16 protein-coding genes are annotated in these 20,957 nt (G+C 47.1%); 3 read left to right on the top strand and 13 right to left on the bottom strand.

What is annotated here, in order from left to right; translation table 11 throughout:
• Positions 1-25 precede the first annotated feature (25 nt).
• The 8 genes from Q0577_RS12495 to Q0577_RS12530 form a co-directional block, all read right to left on the bottom strand.
• Positions 26-598 carry a DinB family protein gene (locus Q0577_RS12495; RefSeq protein ID WP_298736726.1) on the bottom strand — a complete coding sequence of 191 codons (573 nt, stop codon included), beginning with the start codon at positions 596-598 and terminating at the stop codon, positions 26-28.
• Positions 599-714: 116 nt separating this feature from the next.
• Positions 715-1,773, bottom strand: coding sequence for a gliding motility protein GldN (gene gldN, locus Q0577_RS12500; protein ID WP_298736728.1), 1,059 nt, complete (start codon positions 1,771-1,773; stop codon positions 715-717).
• A 22-nt stretch (positions 1,774-1,795) separates the two neighbouring features.
• Entirely contained in the window at positions 1,796-3,334 is a 1,539-nt protein-coding gene (gene gldM, locus Q0577_RS12505; protein WP_298736730.1) for a gliding motility protein GldM, read from the bottom strand.
• Between the two features lie 56 nt (positions 3,335-3,390).
• Positions 3,391-4,125, bottom strand: a complete 735-nt coding sequence (gene gldL / locus Q0577_RS12510; RefSeq protein ID WP_298736733.1) for a gliding motility protein GldL — start codon at positions 4,123-4,125, stop codon at positions 3,391-3,393.
• A gap of 134 nt (positions 4,126-4,259) precedes the next feature.
• Positions 4,260-5,543: an SUMF1/EgtB/PvdO family nonheme iron enzyme gene (locus Q0577_RS12515; RefSeq protein WP_298736735.1), complete on the bottom strand. Its 1,284-nt coding sequence runs from the start codon at positions 5,541-5,543 to the stop codon at positions 4,260-4,262.
• Positions 5,544-5,838: 295 nt separating this feature from the next.
• The gene (locus Q0577_RS12520; protein WP_298736738.1) at positions 5,839-7,887 is read right to left on the bottom strand and encodes a thioredoxin domain-containing protein; all 2,049 of its coding nucleotides are present in this window, start codon (positions 7,885-7,887) and stop codon (positions 5,839-5,841) included.
• Positions 7,888-8,037: 150 nt separating this feature from the next.
• Positions 8,038-8,700 carry a uroporphyrinogen-III synthase gene (locus Q0577_RS12525; RefSeq protein WP_298736741.1) on the bottom strand — a complete coding sequence of 221 codons (663 nt, stop codon included), beginning with the start codon at positions 8,698-8,700 and terminating at the stop codon, positions 8,038-8,040.
• A 165-nt stretch (positions 8,701-8,865) separates the two neighbouring features.
• Entirely contained in the window at positions 8,866-9,930 is a 1,065-nt protein-coding gene (locus Q0577_RS12530) for a DUF4271 domain-containing protein (RefSeq protein WP_298736743.1), read from the bottom strand.
• 77 nt (positions 9,931-10,007) lie between these two features.
• Between Q0577_RS12530 and hemW the strand changes: the two genes are divergently transcribed.
• Positions 10,008-11,132 (top strand): radical SAM family heme chaperone HemW, encoded by a 1,125-nt coding sequence (gene hemW, locus Q0577_RS12535; protein ID WP_298736745.1) that lies wholly within the window; start codon positions 10,008-10,010, stop codon positions 11,130-11,132.
• 40 nt (positions 11,133-11,172) lie between these two features.
• On the opposite strand, the gene Q0577_RS12540 is transcribed toward hemW, so the two are convergent.
• The 3 genes from Q0577_RS12540 to Q0577_RS12550 form a co-directional block, all read right to left on the bottom strand.
• Positions 11,173-13,497, bottom strand: coding sequence for an ABC transporter permease (locus tag Q0577_RS12540; protein ID WP_298736747.1), 2,325 nt, complete (start codon positions 13,495-13,497; stop codon positions 11,173-11,175).
• A 717-nt stretch (positions 13,498-14,214) separates the two neighbouring features.
• Complete coding sequence (locus tag Q0577_RS12545; protein WP_298736750.1) at positions 14,215-15,363, bottom strand: glycoside hydrolase family 172 protein; 1,149 nt, start codon at positions 15,361-15,363, stop codon at positions 14,215-14,217.
• A 126-nt stretch (positions 15,364-15,489) separates the two neighbouring features.
• Positions 15,490-16,677: an aldose epimerase family protein gene (locus Q0577_RS12550; RefSeq protein WP_298736752.1), complete on the bottom strand. Its 1,188-nt coding sequence runs from the start codon at positions 16,675-16,677 to the stop codon at positions 15,490-15,492.
• A 458-nt stretch (positions 16,678-17,135) separates the two neighbouring features.
• Between Q0577_RS12550 and Q0577_RS12555 the strand changes: the two genes are divergently transcribed.
• Positions 17,136-18,152 carry a LacI family DNA-binding transcriptional regulator gene (locus tag Q0577_RS12555; protein WP_298736754.1) on the top strand — a complete coding sequence of 339 codons (1,017 nt, stop codon included), beginning with the start codon at positions 17,136-17,138 and terminating at the stop codon, positions 18,150-18,152.
• Positions 18,153-18,291: 139 nt separating this feature from the next.
• Here the strand turns inward: Q0577_RS12555 and Q0577_RS12560 are convergent, their stop codons facing one another.
• Together Q0577_RS12560 and Q0577_RS12565 are read right to left on the bottom strand one after the other, a co-directional pair.
• Entirely contained in the window at positions 18,292-19,266 is a 975-nt protein-coding gene (locus Q0577_RS12560) for a deoxyhypusine synthase family protein (protein ID WP_298736757.1), read from the bottom strand.
• Positions 19,267-19,369: 103 nt separating this feature from the next.
• The gene (locus Q0577_RS12565; RefSeq protein WP_298736759.1) at positions 19,370-19,825 is read right to left on the bottom strand and encodes a hypothetical protein; all 456 of its coding nucleotides are present in this window, start codon (positions 19,823-19,825) and stop codon (positions 19,370-19,372) included.
• Between the two features lie 483 nt (positions 19,826-20,308).
• Between Q0577_RS12565 and Q0577_RS12570 the strand changes: the two genes are divergently transcribed.
• Positions 20,309-20,890 carry an ACP phosphodiesterase gene (locus Q0577_RS12570; protein WP_298736762.1) on the top strand — a complete coding sequence of 194 codons (582 nt, stop codon included), beginning with the start codon at positions 20,309-20,311 and terminating at the stop codon, positions 20,888-20,890.
• The last annotated feature ends 67 nt before the right edge of the window (positions 20,891-20,957 follow it).

Genomic DNA, 20,957 nt, shown 5'->3' on the forward strand with positions numbered 1-20,957 from the left:
ATCAACTGCACTACTGCTTAGGGCACTACGCCCCAACCGCATGTAGCGCCTGTAATACATGGCGTTCTTCATGGGCAATAAAGAAACGGAAAGTATCTCCCAAAGACAGCCTGAGCCATTTACCAAGGCTGGTAGGCACTTTCAGCCGTTGCAGGTTCACACCTTCGGCACGTTGTAATAAAGTTAGCAGTTGCTGCTGGCCGTCAAGGAATTCGGCCATTACTTTGGCCGCATCCAGGTCTGTCACAGGGCGGGCGTTTTTGGGCGATTGCATCTTCATAGGCAGAGTGCCATCTGGTTTAGGCTGCATGGTGTTGGTAAACCAGTTGCCCAGCCATCCGCTTTTGAAAGAGGTGGTAGCAGGCAGTTGTTTGGCGTAGCCACGTTCTATTGCGCTGGCTATCTGCGGCAGGTAAAAACGGCTGTAAGTGTTCAGGTGTTCCAGGCACTGTATGGCGCTCCATTTGTCTTGTGCGGGCGGCAACAGCAGTACCGGGGCGGGAAGATGGTGCAGTTGTTCTTCCACTGTTGATGCCAGTTCCTTTACCTTTTGTTGTAACTGATCCAGTAATGTTGTACTGTCAAATGTCACGGACATAATCACAAATTTGGGGTTTGTTGCTGCAAAGTTAATTTTAAAAGCAACAAGGTCACATGGTTTTTATCAAACCGTGTGACCTCGCAGATTATAATTGTGTCTAGTCTAGGCTGGTATTAATACTGCCAAAGATCCTGCTCCTTGTTGAAGATCTTGTCTTTGATGGCCTGACCTTCCAGCAAACGCATTACGCCGTCCTTGATGTAATCTTTGATCTCGCGGTTGTATGCGTTGTTTTCTTTGATAACAAAACTGGAGAAGAAGCGCATTTCGAACAGATCTTCCCAACTCATGGAAGCGGCGTCGTTGTTCTGGTTGTACACATCGAACTTAGCCAGTACAGGACGCAGATCAGGGTAGTATACCCAGAAGAGCGGTATGGAAGCGCGGAGGCTGCCGTCTTCGTTCATACGTGATACCATGGGAGCAATACCCAGGATACGTACTTTCAGTGCAGAGGCCTCTTTGTCGAACACCCAAACTTCTTTAATCTTGTACTGTACGATAGTACGCGGATCAAATTCGTCGCGGGTAGTTACCATTTTCTCTTCGCCGGTAACAGGGTCGATACTGCGAACCGTTCTTTCTTCACCGCTGGTTTTGCTCTGGATCTCTTCAAAAGTCATCGGTGTAGTGAAGCGGTCATCAATCGGGTTGAAAGCAGTGATCTCGCCGGATTTTATGGAAGCCAGTAATATATTAATAAACAGCTGGTTGATACCGTTCTCGTCTTCCACGTTGTACTGGAAGGGGAGGTTCATTTTCTCGCGGATGTCTATCACCTGCCAGATACGCTTTTCCCAGAACTTATCGTCCTCGCGGATATTATCGTAAGCAATAGGTACGCGGTCCCTTACAGAGTTTTTGGAAGTAACACCGTCTACGCGCAGTGATTTACGGGGGGTGTCAGACACGGGGGTGCCAACACCATCCTGACGTAAAGGAGCTGCAGCAGCCGGGTCATTGGCGGGGGCTGCCGGAGGGGCTTCTACAGCGTTACCGGTAGCGGGGTTCACCACATCGGAGGAATCCGTTGTTTCTGTCGTAGTAGTGGTTGTTGTTGTCGCTGTACGACGACGGGTGGATCCACCTCTGCGCTGCGCCTGTGCATCTGCGGCTATTATTAACAGCAACACTGCACACCAGCTTATTTTCTTAAATGTTACGGCTCGCATAATTCAGTAAATTGATTACTGTTTAGTTTAATTTAAACGAAGTATTACCCATGTTTCGTACAATACCGTCGGGGCCTTTTACTTTAACATTGTCAAAGTAAACCTGGTCGCCGGCGCGCAATGAACGGATAGCGGCCACTACGTTGCTGGGGAAATAAGCGGAGTTAGCTTCGCCTTCCACATAGTCCCGTCCGCGTGACTCGATACCTACGCGGTAGCTTACTACATCATATTTAACGCCTTCGAATTCGAAGTTTTCCAGGTCAGCCCTTAAACCGCCCTGTACTTTAAAGTCAGCAGCCTTCATTGTACCGCTTTTGTTCATACCTACCTTTAATACAGGGTCAGGTATCATTTTTACGCGGAACTCTTTGCTGCCCATGTTTTTGGTTTTTCCATCCACGTTGGCCACCACGTTGATAATGGCACGACCGGGGTTGGCAACCGTTACGATGTAGTTACCTGCGCTCTGTTTGCGGATGTTACCTACGCTGATAGAAGCGCTTACTGCTTCAGCGGGTACACCAGCTGCAGATATTGAGATAGGATTAGGTAATCCTATGTACAGTACGTTCATCTTGTCAGCAGAGATAGAGGTGGTTGATGCACCAACGCTATAGGTCTCGCTGAAGTTATAAGTTTCCATCTGGCCGTCAGGCTTAGGCAGGGTGATCGTACCGGAGATGGTCTTGTCACCTACACCGCCCACCGGCATTGAAAAGGTACCAAGACCTTCCTGTGCCTGGATGGTTTGACCATTCACCACGATGGTAGGATTCACTGTGCTGCTGTAAGCGCCCACGGCGATCTGCGCAGTCAGGGTCTGACCTTCCATCAGGTTCTTGGAATTCAGTGATATGAACGGCCTTACTTTATCGAACTTGAAGTTATCTGCATCGATCTTGCGATAAAGCTCATCAATGATCAGCGACTCAGAGTTCTTGATATCGTTCTGGAACTTACCCAGAATGGTTACCGCCGCAATGGTGGGCACCATGTTAAAGTGATAAGTGGTCCAGGTTTTAGGCTTTACACCACCGTGGTCATCGTTGGTTTTGCCGATCTGTATTTTCAGCGGCAGTGTCTTTTCGAACCTTGCTTTGTCTTTAGGATCTACGTACGACAGCAGTTTGTCTCGCAGATCTTTCAGCTTCTGTTCCAGATCCGGACCTTTTTTCTGGTTCTCCATTACCCTGGTGGGAGCGTCGAGGTTATCCTTTGATTTGATATCTCCATGCTCATCACGACCACCGGCTTCTGTAATAATGTTCTCTTTCAGCGTCTCGATGTACGCAAACATATCACCGGTCATCTTTTTTACCTCCTGGGCTTTGACCCTCAGGGGGCCTACCTTCTCTGCGTTCTGCTTCATCTGCTCATCGAACTGCAGGTAAGTAAGGTTATTCTTATCGGTAATGGAGGTATTGGAAGTATTGATAGAATTGTTTACAATATTGAATGCGTTTAATATTTCAGCAGAAACGTTCAATGCAAGCATGGCCGTCAAGACCAGGTACATGAAGTTGATCATCTTCTGCCGTGGATCTTTAGGTAGTGCCATAGTTTGTTTTCAGATTTAATGATTGCCTGTTAATAACTCAAAACTATAAGCGTACCTTATCTTCCGTGCATTGCGCTCAACATGTTACCATAGATGGTATTCAGGTTGGACAGGTTCTTAGCCAGCAGGGTGATCTGTTCTTGCGTTTTCTTAGCATCGTCGATGCTGCCACTCATGGCCTGAGAAGTGCTCAACAGGTTCTTGTAGAACGTGTTCATTGCTTTCAGGTGGTTGTTGGTATCCTGCAGCTCCAGTTCATAGATGGCATTCAGGGAAGCCAGGTTTTTGGTCATGCCCTGCATCTGCTCATGGAAATGCCTGGTGGATTCTGACGCGCTGTTGAAAGAAGATACAGCGTGAGCGGCAGTGGTGTAAGCCACAGCTACGCTACCGATAGCGCTGGCAGCTTCTCTTGTTTTCTGGGTATAGTCGCCTGTGGCAGCAACCACATCGCTGATATCCCTCATTTTATCTACTGTAGTTCCTAATTTCTGAAAATTTTCGCTCAGGCGTTGCAGGTTAGCCGGAGTAATGTCTGCTTCCTGCAGCATCTTGTCCAGTCCTGAAACTGCCGGATGACCTGCATAGGCTACTTCTGCAGGAGCGTGTTGAGCTGAGCTGTCCGGTACAAAAGCGTACACAAAGAAGATCAATGCTTCAACGCTCAGACCAAGGATCAGGGCGATATCCGCACCCCGCCAGTGCTGCAGCTTGAACAAGGCACCGATAATTACTACTGAAGCAGCGATACATACAAAGAAGTTCAACCATTTCGCTTTGTTAGGATTCATAGCCATAGGTTAAAATTTAATCTGGTTAAAGTTAATTAAGGTTAAAGTTGTTGTTACGGAATAGTTATTGCTCAAAGATTTGCATTTCAAGTACATTGCTAGGTTTCTCTCTATATACATGGCTATTGATTTTTTTACTTCCTACTGTTGAAATCATTCTTGGAGCGGCTCAGGAATGCAATAGTACACCTGAAACCAATATATGATTTGGCACTATCCTGGTATTCGAAAGAACGGGTACCTGATTGCAGGAAATAACCGATATCTTTCCAGGAACCGCCCCTCACAGACTTACGCTTCATTTTAGGCGGAGCGTTATCTGGTACATCCATCCTCAGATATGGGTTCATATCAGAGGTGAAAGAGTAAGAGTTTTCGTAAAAAATGTCCTGTGTCCATTCTGCTACGTTGCCAGACATGTTATACAGACCGTAATCATTAGGCCAGTAAGCGTCTGCCCTCACAGTATAGAAACCACCATCTTCAGGATAGTTACCGCGGCCGGGTTTGAAGTTAGCCAGCAAACAGCCCTTCTTGTTGCGGATATAGTAACCGCCCCAGGGGTAAGGAGTCTGCTCCCTGCCACCGCGTGCTGCGTACTCCCACTGTGCTTCAGAAGGCAGCTGGAATTTATCTTCAGTGAAGAGGTTCTTTGAGTTACGGTAGTCTTCCCAGAACTTACTGCGCCATTCGCAGAAAGCAGAAGCCTGGTGCCAGGTTACCCCTACTACCGGGTAGTTATCGAAGGCCGGATGCCAGAAGTACATACGGGTCATCGGCTCATTGTAAGCATAAGAGAAGTCCCTGATCCAGCACAGCGTGTCCGGGTAGATAGCAACGTCCTTCTTCACGATAAAAGAGGAACGGGGCTTACCCTTGTTCTCACGCAGTTTGGCCTGGTCCCAGTTGAAAGATTCCTGGTGGTACAACAGCTTGTACACATCGATCTCCTTCTTATTATACAGGCGATCTTCCGGAGAATAAATCATGGCATCGATCTTTTCCCACGTAGCCTTGTCTTTCCAGTTGATCTTCTGTTTCCAGTCTATAATATCCTGGTCTCCATCTTTCTTCACATGTCCCATCAGGATATGCGCAATAGAATCCCGCACCCAGTAAACAAACTGGCGGTATTCGTTATTGGTGATCTCTGTGGCATCCATGTAGAAACCAGAGATGGAAATGGACTTGTTACGGGCTGTAAACGCATAGTTCACATCTTCATCGCTGGGCCCCATGTGAAAGGTCCCGGATGGCACGTACACCATTCCATACGGTACAGGCGGGAAATACTTTGGTCTGGGGCTAACTCCTATAAGTTGCCCTTGCGCATTTTTGGAGGTTTTATTACCACCACAGCTGGCCAGCAGGCTTACCAGCAAAACAGCGAACAGACCACTAGAATAATTAAGCTTCATAAGGGTAGCTTTCAATCTTATAAATTAGTCTTTCAAAGGACATTCAGAAAAGACTTGCCATAAGTTTTCCACAAAAGTGTTGACATATAACTTATCCACATCTGAATTGGTGCAAGATAACAAATGTAACAATTATTTTTAATCCGTAGTTACTTTTCGTACAACTTTTTCAAACCGCTTCAGCAACCTACGGTAATTACATTAAACGCCGTTTTTAACATTTTATTATATAAATCGATTAACATTTGTTTCAGTTGTTCACCCTTATGCCTCCAATAGTACTGCAAGTTAGTAATTATTTTAATAAATTAATGATTTCTTGTATATAATTAGCTGGCTTAATACAATGATAATCCTGGCATAAATATATTAGCGTTTTTCCTGCTTGCATTCTCTGCTCCAGCAAAGGAAGGCCCGGAACGTCTTTCTCATTGCCTAACAATACTTTAAAAGGAACATAATGCTGATGCAACTCCTTCATTCTGGCCAGGTACGCTTCTCCAACCACCGCTATTTCATAGGAACCTTTTACCATCTGCAACAACTCACCGGCCCATACCCCGAAAGAAGTAGGGTAGCGCACCGCTGTTTGTGACAGCCGGGCCAGCATATCCTGCGCCCGGGATGCCCATTGTCGCTCGTCATATACCAGGGCCAGGTACCGCAGGTTGGCCGCCATTACGGCATTACCGCTGGGCACCGCCCCGTCGTAAATCTCCTTTTTACGCACAATTACATCCCTTTGGCCCAGCCGGGTGTAGTAAAAATAAGTGCCGGATTCATCTGAGAACTGCTCAATTACAAACTCCGTCAGTTCCCGTGCCCTGGTTAGCCAGTCCAGGCTACCCGATACTTCCTGCAGGGCTATCAGCGCCCGGATCAGGAAAGCATAATCGTCCAGAAAGGCAGGGTACTTTGCCTGGCCGTCCTTCCAGGTATGGAAAAAGGCCTGCCCGCTGTCTGGCTGGCGTAAATGCTGCCAGCAGAACTCCATTGCCCGGGTAGCCATGTCCAGGTACCGCGCATTACCCAATGCCGCATAGGCCTTACAGCAGGCGTGTATCATAAGGGCATTCCAGCCCAGCAGTATCTTATCGTCCAGCCCGGGACGGATACGGGGAGCCCGTGCCTCCATCAGCTGCTGGCGGCAGCTTTGCATCAGTTGCTCCAGCGCAGCAGCGTCTATTTTCTTCATCGCTGCAAACTCCTTTACCGGATGCCGCAGCCATAATATATTCGTCTCCTCCCAGTTGCCATTTTCGGTTATATCGTAACATTCGCAGAACAGGGTCGCCTTATCGCCCAGTACCTGCTCCACTTCCTCGTAACTCCAGGTATAGAACTTTCCTTCCACCCCTTCGGAGTCTGCATCCAGGGCCGAATAAAAGCCACCCCCTGTATGCATCATTTCCCGTTCTATAAAGGCCAGTGTATCTGTAATGGTTTGCGAATAATGCTCCTGGCGGGTAAGCTGGAAGGCTTCACTTAAAACATCTGTCAGCAATGCATTGTCATACAGCATCTTTTCAAAGTGCGGCGCAAGCCACTGCTCATCCGTACTGTAACGGGCAAAGCCGCCGCCCAGCTGATCATAAATACCGCCCTGTATCATTTTATCAAGAGATAGCAGGGCCTGCTTCAAGGCCTCAGGAGCATCGAAACTATAGTGATAACGTAAAAGATATTGTATGGAAAAAGTTCCGGGAAACTTGGGCGCACGGCCAAAGCCGCCCCATACCTTGTCTGCCTGAGACAAGATATTCTGGTAAATGGTATCACACTGTTCCCGCGTAAACAACTCCTCTTTGGGAATATGGATCAGCGACCCGCTCTGTGTACCGAACTGATTGGATTGCGATAGGTGACTGGTAAGTGTAGCCGCCTGTTCCTCTATATCATTGCGGCGCTCCTTGAATGCCTGCGAAAGTGCCAGCAGCACTTCTTTCCAGGAGGGACGATTGTAGGCCTTTACCGGCGGAAAGTAGGTGCCTCCGTAAAAAGGCCGCTTGTCAGGAGTAAGAAAAACATTCAGGGGCCAGCCTCCCGCACCCGTCATGGCCTGAAGGGCATCCATATAGATGTGATCCAGGTCAGGCCGTTCCTCCCTGTCTATTTTGATATTGACAAAATGCTCGTTCATGACACGTGCAGTGGCTTCATCCTCGAAGCTCTCCCGCTCCATCACATGACACCAGTGACAGGCTGCATAACCTATACTGACCAGAATTGGCTTATCTTCCTGCAAAGCTTTTTGTAAGGCCTCTTCTCCCCAGGGATACCAATCCACCGGGTTATGTGCGTGCTGCAGTAAGTACGGACTTGTCTCCCCTGATAATCTGTTCACGTGTACACAGGCTATGGTTAGTAAAAGAATTGGTGATGGGACAGTTGGACTTTGTGTTCGTTGCTACAATATAATTATAATCAGGCACATAAAAAAGGACGGCTTTCGCCGTCCCTCGCAAGTAAGTTATTTTTTCGTTCTTTTTCGTGATTATTTTTTGTTCAGCTCGGCCAGATACTGTTCCAGCGCAGCCACCATAGAGGGCGCCTGGGGAGCAGGTGCTTTTACATCCAGCCTTAAACCAGCCTCTTCCACAGCTGCAGAAGTAGTAGGACCAAAGGCGCCGATACGGGTACCATTTTGCTGAAATTCAGGGAAATTTTCAAACAGTGATTTAACGCCGGAAGGACTGAAGAACACGATCATGTCGTATGCTTTGGTCATTACTTCTTTTACATCGTTAGATACTGTTTTATATAGCGTAGCAGTAGCATACTCGCATTTATTTATTTTCAGCCACTCTTCAATGTCTTTTTTCTGACTGTCGGAACTGGGGAACAGGAATTTTTCATTGTCCCTGTGTTTGTTCATTACTTCCAGCAGACTTTTAGTAGAACCGTCTGCCCCGTAAAACACCTTCCGCTTCCTGTAAAGGATGAATTTCTGGAGATACAAAGCCACGGCTTCTGTTATGCAAAAGTATTTGCAATCCTGCGACACTTTGATCTTCATTTCCTCGCAGATCCTGAAAAAGTGATCCACTGAGTTACGACTGGTAAAGATAACCGCTGTAAAATTCAGGATATCAATCTTCTGTTTCCTGAACTCTTTTGCTGATAATCCTTCTACCCTTATAAAAGGATGAAAATCCAACTTTACATTGAATTTCTTAGCCAGATCATAATAAGGGGATTTCTCAGTTTCAGGCTTTGGCTGGGAAATGAGGATCGACTGAACATGATGTTTTACTTGCAAATCTGCTTTTGACCCGCCTTTTATCATACTTAAATTTGCTCTTGTGTTAACAATTGGCAGTAATCATGGATTACCGGTTAACCAGATCAGCAACACCTTTGTTAAAATCAACACGGGCGCTACTTCGAATGCGCAAAGGTAAAGAAAAAAATGCAATTTACTGAAAGATAGATATTGCTTTACTACAGAATAAGACCTAATGTATCTATATCCAATTAATAAGATTATAAAAAATAACGAAATATATAGGAAGGCGCTGGCTATTTCAGGTTGACAGAAAGCCAGTATCACCAGGAAAGGCACCAGCAGTATGCCTAACACCTTGTTGATCAGATAAAGAATAAATATGTACGCATCCGCCAGGTCGTTGTTACCAAATAACCATCCGCAGAAACGCAGCACCAGGTATTTGGTTACATAGATCACCGCCACCAGCATGATCAGTCCGGGTATCAACAGCCAGCCATCTGCATTGAAAATATACTGCTTACGGTACATCAGCAGGTACAGGTACACCCCAACGCTCACCACAAAAAAAGCATTCAGCAGGAAATTCGGGAAAGGGGATTGGGAAAGCTGGTCCTTTAACTGGCGCTGGCTCAGCGTGGGGTTCAGGAATGCCCGGAACAGGTCTGAAAAGTATTTGAGATACGCCATCCTGATAATACCCAGCAACAATACAATACCGGTTACCAGGTACACCAGCCAGTCCAGGTCCTTATATGGCCGTGGTATATTGAGATCGTAATAACTTGGTTTGTTGGCATGAAGGAACATATTCTTACCTGCCAGGTTACGTAAAAAAATATCGTAAGGAGTATCCTGATGCAAAATTACAGGCGCCTGCTGCTGTGTGCTGTCAGTTGCAGATTTTGAAGTATCCGCAGCTGGCAATGGGCCCCTGGCAGTTGCCGCATTGGACGCAGTTACGGTAGCGGGTGTTTTCGGTTTTACTGCCAGCCGTACGCTGTCAGCTGCCGGCTTTTTTTTCACGGGCGCCTTTGGCTTCGCGGTATCTTTCACGGTGCTATTCACCTGACTGGCGCTATTGCCTGCACTGTCCGTCTGCCCATATAATTGTAATCCGCTGAATATTAGTATGAAGAGTAATAATAGCCCGTTTCGCACCAGATTATTTTTATGTTTGCAAATATAATATAAATGTCTGTGGGTCATAGCTCATGGCCCACAGGCCCTACTCAATTATGGCTGGTATCTATTTACATATACCGTTCTGTAAACAGGCGTGTTACTATTGCAACTTTCATTTTTCCACCTCGCTGTCGCAGAAAAATGCGCTGGTTGACAGCCTGTTAGAAGAGATGAAGCTCCGTCAGTCTTACCTGCGGGGCCAACCTGTTAACACGGTATATTTCGGGGGAGGCACCCCCAGTCTTTTATCTGATACCGACCTGCAACGCCTGATGGAACAGCTGCATCAGCTCTTCACCATCCGGCCGGATGCAGAAATTACCCTGGAAGCTAACCCGGATGATCTGCATCCGGAAAAAGTCCGCTCCCTGAAAGCCGCCGGTATCAATCGCCTGAGCATCGGTGTGCAATCCTTTCATGAAGCAGACCTCCGCTGGATGAACCGGGCCCACAACAGCCAGCAGGCTTTGAACTGCATACTTTACGCCCGGGAGGCAGGCATCCATAACCTGAGTATAGACCTTATATACGGAGGTCCCACCCTCAGCGATGAGGGCTGGGAACAAAATGTACAACAGGCCATTGCACTGCAGATACCTCATCTTTCCTGCTATGCCCTCACGGTGGAACCAGGCACCGCGCTGGACAGCTTCATTAAAAAGCATAAAGTACCACCTGTAGATCCCGATAAAGCCGCCCGCCATTTTGAACAACTAATGCAATGGCTGGCTGCCGCTGGTTATGAACATTACGAGATCTCCAATTTTGCACTGCCAGGCTGGCACTCCCGCCATAACAGCAGCTACTGGAAAGGCGAACATTACCTCGGCCTTGGGCCGTCTGCTCATTCCTTTAACGGCAGCTCCCGGCAGTGGAACGTGGCTAACAACAGCGTTTATATAAACGGCATACGGGAAGGAAAAGTGCCTTTTGAAGGGGAAATACTCAGCAAGGAGATGCAGCTGAACGAGTATATCATGACCTCGCTCCGTACATCGGCCGGTTGCAACCTGCAGCTGGTGGCCGATCAGTACGGGGAAGAGCAGCGCCGCCGGCTGGAAAGCGGCAGCCGCGAATTTATACTTGCAGGGAAGATGATAAGGCAGGAAAATGCCCTGGTGCTTACCCCGGAAGGCAGGTTATTTGCCGATGGAATAGCGGCAGAATTGTTTGTTTAGATAAAGTAATGCTCCGCTGCCCGTAGGCGGTTATGGTTACTCATTCAGATCTTAAACTATCCACAGGATTACTGCGTGCGGCCCTTACACCCTGGAAGCTTACTGTCAGTACGGCCACCAGCAATGTGCTGAGCCCTGCCAGTGCAAAGATCCACCAGGAAATACCTACACGGTAATCAAACCTGGACAATATCATTCGCATCATCCATCCTGCTAACGGTGCCGCAAGTATGAAGGCAAGACAGACAGGCTTCAACAGGTCTTGTGAAAGCAGCAGCCACAATTTCAGTATACTGGCCCCGAATACTTTCCGGATCCCGATCTCCTTCAAACGCCTTTCTGCCGAAAATGCCGCCAATCCAAAAAGCCCCAGGCAGGAAATGAACATGGCCACCATACTTACCACACCCAGGAAACTGCTGGTGCTCTGGATGCCATTAAATTTTTTCTGATAACTGTCTTTAACAAAAGAAAACTCAAAAGGATATTCAGGATTATGTTTTTTTAGAACCTGCTCTACCTGCGCCAGCGCTCTTCGCCACTGCTCATTATTCTTTACACGCACAAAGAAATGGTTCATATTGCCAGCGCTGAGCGTGATCATCAGGGGACTGGGTTCGTTGAATACATCATTGAACACAAAATCCTTCACAACGCCGATCACGGTACTGTTGCCCAATTTAGTACCTGTCACCGGCCTTTTTAATCCCATTCTTTCTACGGCTGTTTCATTAAGAATGCAGTCTCCGCTGCTGCCTTCCAGCTTTGGACTGAAATCATGACCTTCTACCAGTGTCAGGCCGGCTGTCTTCACCCAGTCATACTGTACATAACTGATATTGACCATAAAGTCCTGGTCGGCTGTTTTCCCCGGCCACTGAATATCATTGGTAGCAGCGCCGTACATCACCAGGTTATCTGTAGCTGCAGATACACTGGTTATGCCTGGTATACGCATCAATTCATCTTTCACCACCTGATACCTAGCACCCATCTCTCCCCGGGCAGGAATATCAATAAGATTTTCCTGTTCGTAGCCAATCGGGCGGTTCTCCACATGCGCTTTCTGCCTGATAAAAACGATGGTCACGATAATGAGGAAAATGGATAACACAAACTGGAAGGTCACTAAACTCTTCCGCAGTACAGATCCCCCTTTACCTGCCACCACCCCTTTGAGTACTTTTACCGGCTGAAAAGCACTTAGGAAAAAAGCCGGATAACTGCCAGCCGCCAGGCCTGTCAGCAAAGCCAGCCCAAGCACAAGCAACCAGCTATTCCAGTCTGAAAAGCCAAGCGAAAGTTCTTTTTCTATTAATTTGTTCAGTTGGGGCAGCAACAGTTCAACCAGTACAGTACTTAGTACAAAGGCAAACCCGGTAAGTAACAACGCCTCTGCCAGGAACTGGGTAATTACCTGTTTACGGGAAGCGCCCAACGTTTTCCGTACCCCTACCTCGCGGGACCGCTGCAGGGAACGTGCGGTAGCCAGATTCATAAAATTAATGCAGGCTATCAGCAATACAAACAGGCTCATACAACCCAGCAGCACTAACATGTCTATATGTCCCCCAACGGGTCTACCATCCCTGAACCTGCCGTATAAACGCAGCTGTTTATATGGATACGCAAACACCGTAGTGGTCTTGTTCTCAAAAAATGGCTGGGTCAGTTTTCTTACTTTTTCGTTAAAGGCAGCCAGGTTTGTTTGGGGCTTCAGTGACACATACCCGGCAATGGCAAAAGCATTCCAGTTATTAAGCATTTCCCTGTTCTGCTGTTCAAAAATGCTAAAGGGCAGAACTACATTGAAGAAAAGGGAACTGTTGTGAGGTATATCGCTGATCACCGCTTCCACCTTAAGATCCCGTTGATTATTGTGGCGGATGATCTTCCCTATCGGATCTTCTTTACCAAACAGTTTCCGGGCTGTCTGCTCAGAGATCACAATCGATCCGGCTTCCCGTAGAGCTGCGACGGGGTTACCCCTTACAGCAGGAAACTGCATAATTTTAAACAGGTCCGGTTCTGCATAAAATCCCCGCTCGTAAATACGTTTATCCTTGTAAGACAAAAGGTGATCATTCACATCGGCCACATAAGACATGTATTGTACTTCAGGTACCTGGTTGCGTAATATCTCTCCCAACTTACCGGGCACAGACTTCCCTGTAACCACCTGTCCGTCGTTCCGGGCGTTGACCATCAGCACATGTATGTCTGCGAGGTTTTTGTGAAATTTATCGTAGCTGATTTCATCGCTGATCAATAATATGCCAAGCATGCCCGTAATCAGGCCAATAGTAAGCCCGAAAATGTTGATGAGGGCTGACATCTTATTTTTCATCAGGCTTCTGCGAGCCATTTTGAGATAGTTGCGGATCATGGAACTTGAATTGACAGGCAATATAGCTATCACAATGCCAGATTACTGCTGTATACTAATCACCTTTTTACATGTGATGTTATTATTTAACCTGTTCGGTATTGAAAGGATGATTGTCCGCATGCGGACAGCACATGTTTACATGCACACCTCCCTGTTCATCAATTGCTATAAATGAGAAAAGGCGGTAAAAACCGCCCAATTTCTTGTAACCATATCCTATGAAAAACCTGATACAAAGATATGGGGCGCATTGCTGCTAATCCTTCCGATTTCGTAAAACCATTATTTTTTCCCGTAAACGCTGTGATCTAACCCGCCTTAACCAACGCTTAACAATAACAAACTCTATATCAGGGCTATACGAACTTTTTATATTACTGGAAACAGTAAACCAACGGTCTTATATAAACGCGAAAAAGGCGGTAAGACTACCGCCTGATTCATTTAACCATATCCTATGAAAACCCGTTATGAAGATACACCACACACACGCTCCTTCCACGTAAGACTTGGTAAAACAGGCATTTGTCTTGGTAAGCGTCAGGATTTTTCCCTCCTTAACCATCATTTAACAAGGCATTTAACCAGCGCTTAACAAACATGCCTTGGAAGAATCGTTTAAAGGCATTTAAAATAACAGGCCTGCCGTTAATGACAGGCCTGTTAAACAAATAATATAGCTGTTATACTAAATTAATTCACTTCCAGCGCATCTTTCGAAGGCAACTTCGGGAAAGGGCTGTGCGGCTCTGCCTGGTACCAGAACACCACAGAACTGATGTCTGACTGCTGCTGCAGGTAACGCCCGCCACTGCGCCAGCCAAGATCCTGTATAGTTACCTTCAGATCTTTATCAAAACGAACCGGATCCATAATATGCCAGCGGTACAGGCCAAAACGCTGTTGCGAATCGTACACGCCATTAGGCCTGATAACCTGGTGCAGACCAGTATAAGGTGTACTGAATTCCTGGTACTGGCGGGTTACACGGTTCTCGAAATTATAAGAGCCGCAGAAATAATCTTCAGTTCCGGTACCGCAGATAGTAGGAAACTGGCTGTCGCCATCCATAAAGAATTTGATCTCTCCTTCGCCCCACCAGCCGTTGTTATTTACGCCCCAGGCCATATAGGTTCCAACGTACTGGCCTTTGCCTTTAATACCATCTACCAGGGTATAGCTGCCGCCTTTGGTTGGATTATCGCGGCGGAACTGGGCATGAAAATAGCCTGCATCATCCGGCACTTTGGTAAGCGTGTAGTCAATCTGGTAATACAGTGTCATTCGCTCCGTATTGATGTTCTCCATGGTGATCCTGCACTTTCTGCGGAAGGGCATTGCCCAATAGCAGTTAAACGCACTGCCCGGGTTCACACATACCGCCAGGGAATTAAGCTGTGCATACTGTCCCCAGCCCATACCAAAGAAATCGCCCACAGGCGCTTCTACAGAAGGGGAGGTTTCGTCGTCCCAGTAGATACGTAGAATGGAAAACCGCCAGTTGCCGGTGGGTGTCATCCAGATGTGCTGTATAGCGCCGGGGCCCTCTATCTCCGCCAGTGTGTACGTTTTTCCGGGCTCAATATGAATGTAGGGACTTACCTTCCATCCCTGCCCCAGGTCACGGGCAGCTTGTCTGGCAGGCCCCTGGTCCAGGGTGGCCATACCGCCTTTCCCCTTTTCGCCGCTGAAGTTTTCCGGGCTGATGCTGCGGGTTTTTGCATCAGAAAGCTGGAACAGGTTGCCCATGTTCATGTTTAGCCCGTTGAAAGGTTGCTGTTGTGCGTGGAGAATGCTTGCTAACAGTACAGCACAACATAGTGTAAGGCATTTACGTACCATGAGTGATAGGTTTGAAACGTGGAAAAATGAAAATCGTTTAAATATTAAGGGTTTGAAAGCTTTAAAGCGCCCTTGAAATTACAAGTCTGCGTTCAAACCTTCAAACCCTTAAACACTGAAACTTTTTTATTTGGTGCCGAATTTATACACACAGGTATGTTCGTAAGCAGCTCCCGGCTTCAGTACCACTGAGGGGAAGGAAGCCTGGTTGGGGGAGTTAGGGAAATGTTGTGTTTCCAGGCAAAGGGCGCCGCGGTAAACGTAGGTTTTGCCCTGTTTGCCGGTGTCCCCCTGCATAAAGTTACCGCCATAGAACTGAACACCGGGTTCTGTTGTCCACACTTCCATATAACGGCCGCTTTGCGGTTCCAGCACGGTTGCCGCGAGAGACAGTTCATTGCCTTTCTTGTTCAGCACCCAGTTGTGATCATATCCCTTCCCTAATTTTAGCTGCTCAAAATCTGCATTCACTCTTTCACCGATAGGTGTAGGTGTAGTAAAATCCATTGGCGTACCTTTTACCGGTTCCAGCTTACCGGTGGGGATCAGACCACCGTCTACGGGCGTAAATCTGTCTGCATTGATGCTCAGCACGTGATCATTGATATCACCATTACCCGCGCCCTTCAGGTTAAAGAAGGAGTGATGGGTGAGGTTCACCACCGTAGCCTTATCAGTAGTTGCTTTATAGGAGATCTTGAATTCGTTACTGTCTGTCAGCTCGTATGTCATGGTAACATCAAGATTGCCGGGATACCCCTCTTCACCGTCTTTTGAGAGGTAATGGAATTCTATAGCGTGATCATTAAGCTGTTTGGCATCCCAAACCACATCATTAAAACCAACCTTGCCGCCGTGCAGGTGATTCTCGCCATTATTGACAGCCAGGGTATACTCCTTGCCGTCCACCTTGAATTTACCCCTGGCAATACGGTTGCCATAACGGCCAACAACACCGCCATAGTAACGATCATTGGTAGAGATATACTTACTCAGCTGATCGTATCCCAGCTCCACATCTTCCAGCCTGCCGCTTTTGTCAGGCACCAGCAGGGACACCACTTTTGCGCCATAGTTGGTAACGGCCATCTGCAGGCTCGCATTTTTAAGGTAATACAGTTTTACCGCCTTGCCTGCAACTGTGCTGTCAAAATTGGCCGCCGGGATAAGTGCCTCAACGGAACCCGTCTGGATACTGTCATGATTTGTACTCATACTATCAACAGAATTATTATTTGTGTTGGAACCGGATGACTGACAAGCGCTCATTCCGAGAGCGGTGGCCACCGTTAGCAGTGAAAGAAGATTTTTCATATCGTAGTAATTTACAAGGGTACAATATACGTTTAAAGAATGAAAGTTTGAAGGTGGCTTATTCTGAAAGATGACCATTCAAACTTTCAAACGCCCAAACTTTCAAACATTGAAATAAAAAAGCCGGGAAATGAATTTCCCGGCATAATATTTTGGCCTTTATCCATTAAAAGTGCATTACGCCATTGGAATGGTAATGCATTGTGTAGTATAGCTCCACAAAATACAGGCTGCCGGCGGAAAATTCATCGCCCCAGACAAAATAACGTTTCCGGTAACGTTTGCATTAAACTTTTGTGTGATGTATTAGTCTAAAATTAAATTGATCATCCTGGATGACCGTTTATGAAATATAGTACGCGTCCTTACAGGATATTTATTTTATTTGTCAGGTAGTTAAGTAAAAGGGCCTTTTACATAAGAGTAACCGGATTAATCACAGCATCATCAATGGAGGAATGAAGAATAAGCAGGTAACCATCAAAGACTTGGCCAGAAAGCTGCGCCTGTCCGTATCCACAGTATCCCGAGCCTTAAGAAACCTGCCGGATATTAATGAAGATACCAGAAGGAAAGTACTGGAGCTGGCCGCAGGGCTGAACTATGAACCGAATTACATCGCCCAGAGCCTTATTAACAAACAGACACACATCATCGGCGTAATAGTGCCCCTGGTGGCCACGCATTTCTTTTCCAACGCCCTCGCGGGCATGAATGAAGTAGCCAATCAGCATGGCTACCACCTCATGTTCTGCCAGAGCAATGAAAATGCCGAACAGGAAGCAGAAGGCATCCGACAGCTCGCCTCCTGCCGTATAGACGGTTTGCTGATCTCCGTGTCTAAACAAACTAAAGACGCAACGCCTTTCCTGAAGTTGCAGGAAAAAGGCATCCCTTTCATGTTTTTTGACCGCGACCTGCGGGATCTGCCCGCATCACGGGTAATAGTAGACCAGTATGCCAGTGCCTTCAAGGCGGTAGAACATATGATCAGGCAGGGACGCCGCAATATTGTACACCTGGCAGGGCCCAAAGGGCTCTCCGTTTCAGATGAGCGGCTCCGCGGCTATGAAGACGCCATGCAGCAACATGGCATTCCCTACACACCCAAGCATATTGAGCATTGCGAAAAGTTCCAGTACGACTCACTGGAGCACCTTAAAAAATTACTGAAACTGAAGCCCGACGGTATTTTCTGTGTAAACGACCCCTCAGGAGTGATTGCCATCAATTACCTGAAAAACAATACCGCTCTCCGCGTACCGGAGGACATTGCCATTGTAGGCTTTAACGGCGACCCCGTGGCAGAAGTGGTGGAGCCCGCCCTCAGCACCATTGTGCAACCCGGCTTTGAAGTAGGTAAAGAGGCGCTGAAAATGCTGATCCGGCATATAGAAGAGAAGCCGGCAACAACAGAAAAGATGGTACTGGAAGGGAAACTGGTGATCAGGGGCTCTTCAAAAACAGAAGGCTGACCCGGAAGTGATCATACTATTTTAACAGGCTTATCCATGCTTTCTACATGCTTCTCTATGCTTCAGTATGCTTTGAGCATATTTGTTAAAATAGTATCATCACCAACTTCAGGTCAGCCCCCGCTACCGCGATTTGGTATTACCATCCCAGCAGGTAGGCAAATATCAGCGGTGCTACGATCGTAGCATCAGATTCTATAATGAATTTGGGCGTATTGATATCCAGTTTGCCCCAGGTGATCTTTTCATTGGGTACAGCGCCGGAGTAAGATCCGTAAGAGGTAGTAGAGTCTGATATCTGGCAGAAATAGCTCCAGAAGGGCACATCATGCCATTCCAGGTCCTGGTACATCATCGGCACCACACAAATCGGGAAATCACCTGCAATGCCGCCGCCTATCTGGAAAAAGCCCACTCCCTTGCCGGAAGAGTTATTGCGGTACCAGTCTGCCAGCCATACCATATATTCAATACCACTCTTCATGGTAGCGGCTTTCAATTCTCCCTTGATACAATAAGAGGCAAATATGTTACCCATGGTGCTGTCTTCCCATCCGGGCACTACAATAGGAATATTTCTTTCGGCAGCCGCGATCATCCAGCTGTTCTTTGGATCAATCTCGTAATGCTCTTTCATAGCCCCGCTCAGCAGCAGCTTATACATATATTCATGGGGGAAATAACGCTCTCCTTTATCTTCGGCTTCCTTCCAGATCTTGTAGATATGCTTTTGGATACGACGGAAAGCCTCTTCTTCCGGTATACAGGTGTCTGTTACCCGGTTAAAGCCCTTTTCCAGCAACTCCCACTCTTCCTGGGGGCTGAGGTCGCGGTAATTAGGTACCCTTTTATAATGGGTATGCGCTACCAGGTTCATGATATCTTCCTCCAGGTTGGCACCTGTACAGGAAATAATATCCACTTTACCCTGCCGGATCATTTCAGCGAAGGATATACCAAGTTCGGCGGTGCTCATGGCGCCTGCCAGCGTTACCATCATTTTCCCGCCTTCCAGCAGGTGCGTCTCATATCCCTTAGCAGCGTCTACCAGTGCAGCCGCGTTAAAATGCCGGTAATGATGCTGGATAAACTGTGAAATGGGCCCTTTGTTCATTGTCAGTGATTTAAGGCGGCAAAGTTAACAAAAAAAAGGCCCATAGCAACACCACTATGGACCGGGAACAAATCAACAGCTTATAGAATGGCTGAGACGGAAATTATGCTTTTTTCAGGCGCTGATGCACGCTAAGCTGCCCATTGCTGTCTGACCTCAACACTATCCAGCTGTTCTCACCTTCCAGTGTTACATAATAAGTAGTAACGTTGGAAGCATCAAATTCCACTGTAGACCGGATCTTGTGATCAGGATAGCGTTTCTGCACTTTGGTAGCTACAGCCAGGGGCAGCTGCTCTTCCGAAATATAACGGCGGGTTGAGAGCAGGTTACCGTCTGCATCGAAGTAAGCAGATACTACTGTTTCACCCATCATAAATTTTGCGGTGAAGAACTTGTTATCCTCTGTATACCACCTTACATGGGTAGCAGTGGAGAATGTCTGGCTCAGCGCAGTTTTCAGCTTGCTGGAAGCCTCTGTTTCTGTGGAGTGAGCCCACACGGTGGTCCCGCTTAACATAGCGGCGACAACACAAAGCATCAAGAACATTTTTTTCATGGCGGAAGTTTTTTTAGGGTTGAAATATTTGCTTGTTTTAATTTCTACACCAAAGGTAATGTGGTCTTTAACCGCCGCCAACCCATTATTTGCCAGTGGTATACCTTGATCAGTTCAAACAGATACTTGTTGCAACACCTACAACCAATATGTTATTTTCTTTACTAAAAACCGGGCCGCAGTACAGTGTTTGCTGCCATTTCAGGAATGTTGCACCGGCTGAAGTTAAGCTTTTGTTAAAGTGGAAGAACGACGGATGAACGGATAAACGGGTGCACCAATGTACGTATACGTTCATGCGTGAAAGCCCCAAACCCTTTACTATGGCGGTTATACATTAGTGCATACCAACTCCGTATATCCTTGCTTTACTCCGCTTATCAGGTGCTTTTAATATGCAATCGATTAAATCATTTAACAATAATTCACGATCTTCGTTCAAAGCACCAGTACATCACCATATCAGCACCCGGCACATTAATTATGAACTTCCTCGCCCATGCATATCTTTCCTTTAACGATCCGGCTTTAACCATCGGCAATATGGTGGCAGACTTCGTAAAGGGTAAACAAATCAGCCTTTATGAGGAAGATGTACAGCATGGCATCAGGATGCATCGCGAAATAGATCACTTCACAGACCACCATCCGCTTACACGGGAAGCCAGGCAGCTGTTCCGGCCCTCCTGCGGACTTTACGGCGCTGTGTTCATTGATGTGGTGTATGATCATTTTCTCGCCAGGGATCCGCAGCGCTTTACAAATGAGAGCCTGGCCCTGTTCTCCCAGTCTGTTTACCGCCTGCTGGAAGAACGGAGAAGCAGCCTGCCCGATGTGTTTCTCCAGGTGTTCCACTTTATGCGCACACACGACTGGCTGTATAATTACAGTTCAAGAGAAGGGATCTTCCAGTCATTCACAGGCATCACTCGCAGGGCCCAGCACCTCGAAGTTCCCTCCACCGTACCCTTCGCCGTATTCGAAAACCATTACGCCGAACTCGAACACTACTACAAAGGCTTCTTCCCCGATCTCGAAGCATTTGTGAGAGGTCTGAAAGTCTGAACATGTCCGCCTCACAAGCTTCCTTTAAACCCTTAAACCTTCAAACACTCAAATTTTCAAACGTTCA

The sequence above is a fragment of the uncultured Chitinophaga sp. genome (assembly GCF_937898475.1).
GTDB lineage: Bacteria > Bacteroidota > Bacteroidia > Chitinophagales > Chitinophagaceae > Chitinophaga.

Coding starts and splice junctions, on each gene's coding strand:
- Q0577_RS12495 (WP_298736726.1), bottom strand. CDS start 598: ATGTCCGTGACATTTGACAGTACAACATTACTGGATCAGTTACAACAA.
- gldN (WP_298736728.1), bottom strand. CDS start 1,773: ATGCGAGCCGTAACATTTAAGAAAATAAGCTGGTGTGCAGTGTTGCTG.
- gldM (WP_298736730.1), bottom strand. CDS start 3,334: ATGGCACTACCTAAAGATCCACGGCAGAAGATGATCAACTTCATGTAC.
- gldL (WP_298736733.1), bottom strand. CDS start 4,125: ATGAATCCTAACAAAGCGAAATGGTTGAACTTCTTTGTATGTATCGCT.
- Q0577_RS12515 (WP_298736735.1), bottom strand. CDS start 5,543: ATGAAGCTTAATTATTCTAGTGGTCTGTTCGCTGTTTTGCTGGTAAGC.
- hemW (WP_298736745.1), top strand. CDS start 10,008: ATGGCTGGTATCTATTTACATATACCGTTCTGTAAACAGGCGTGTTAC.
- Q0577_RS12540 (WP_298736747.1), bottom strand. CDS start 13,497: ATGGCTCGCAGAAGCCTGATGAAAAATAAGATGTCAGCCCTCATCAAC.
- Q0577_RS12545 (WP_298736750.1), bottom strand. CDS start 15,363: ATGGTACGTAAATGCCTTACACTATGTTGTGCTGTACTGTTAGCAAGC.
- Q0577_RS12550 (WP_298736752.1), bottom strand. CDS start 16,677: ATGAAAAATCTTCTTTCACTGCTAACGGTGGCCACCGCTCTCGGAATG.
- Q0577_RS12555 (WP_298736754.1), top strand. CDS start 17,136: ATGAAGAATAAGCAGGTAACCATCAAAGACTTGGCCAGAAAGCTGCGC.
- Q0577_RS12560 (WP_298736757.1), bottom strand. CDS start 19,266: ATGAACAAAGGGCCCATTTCACAGTTTATCCAGCATCATTACCGGCAT.
- Q0577_RS12565 (WP_298736759.1), bottom strand. CDS start 19,825: ATGAAAAAAATGTTCTTGATGCTTTGTGTTGTCGCCGCTATGTTAAGC.
- Q0577_RS12570 (WP_298736762.1), top strand. CDS start 20,309: ATGAACTTCCTCGCCCATGCATATCTTTCCTTTAACGATCCGGCTTTA.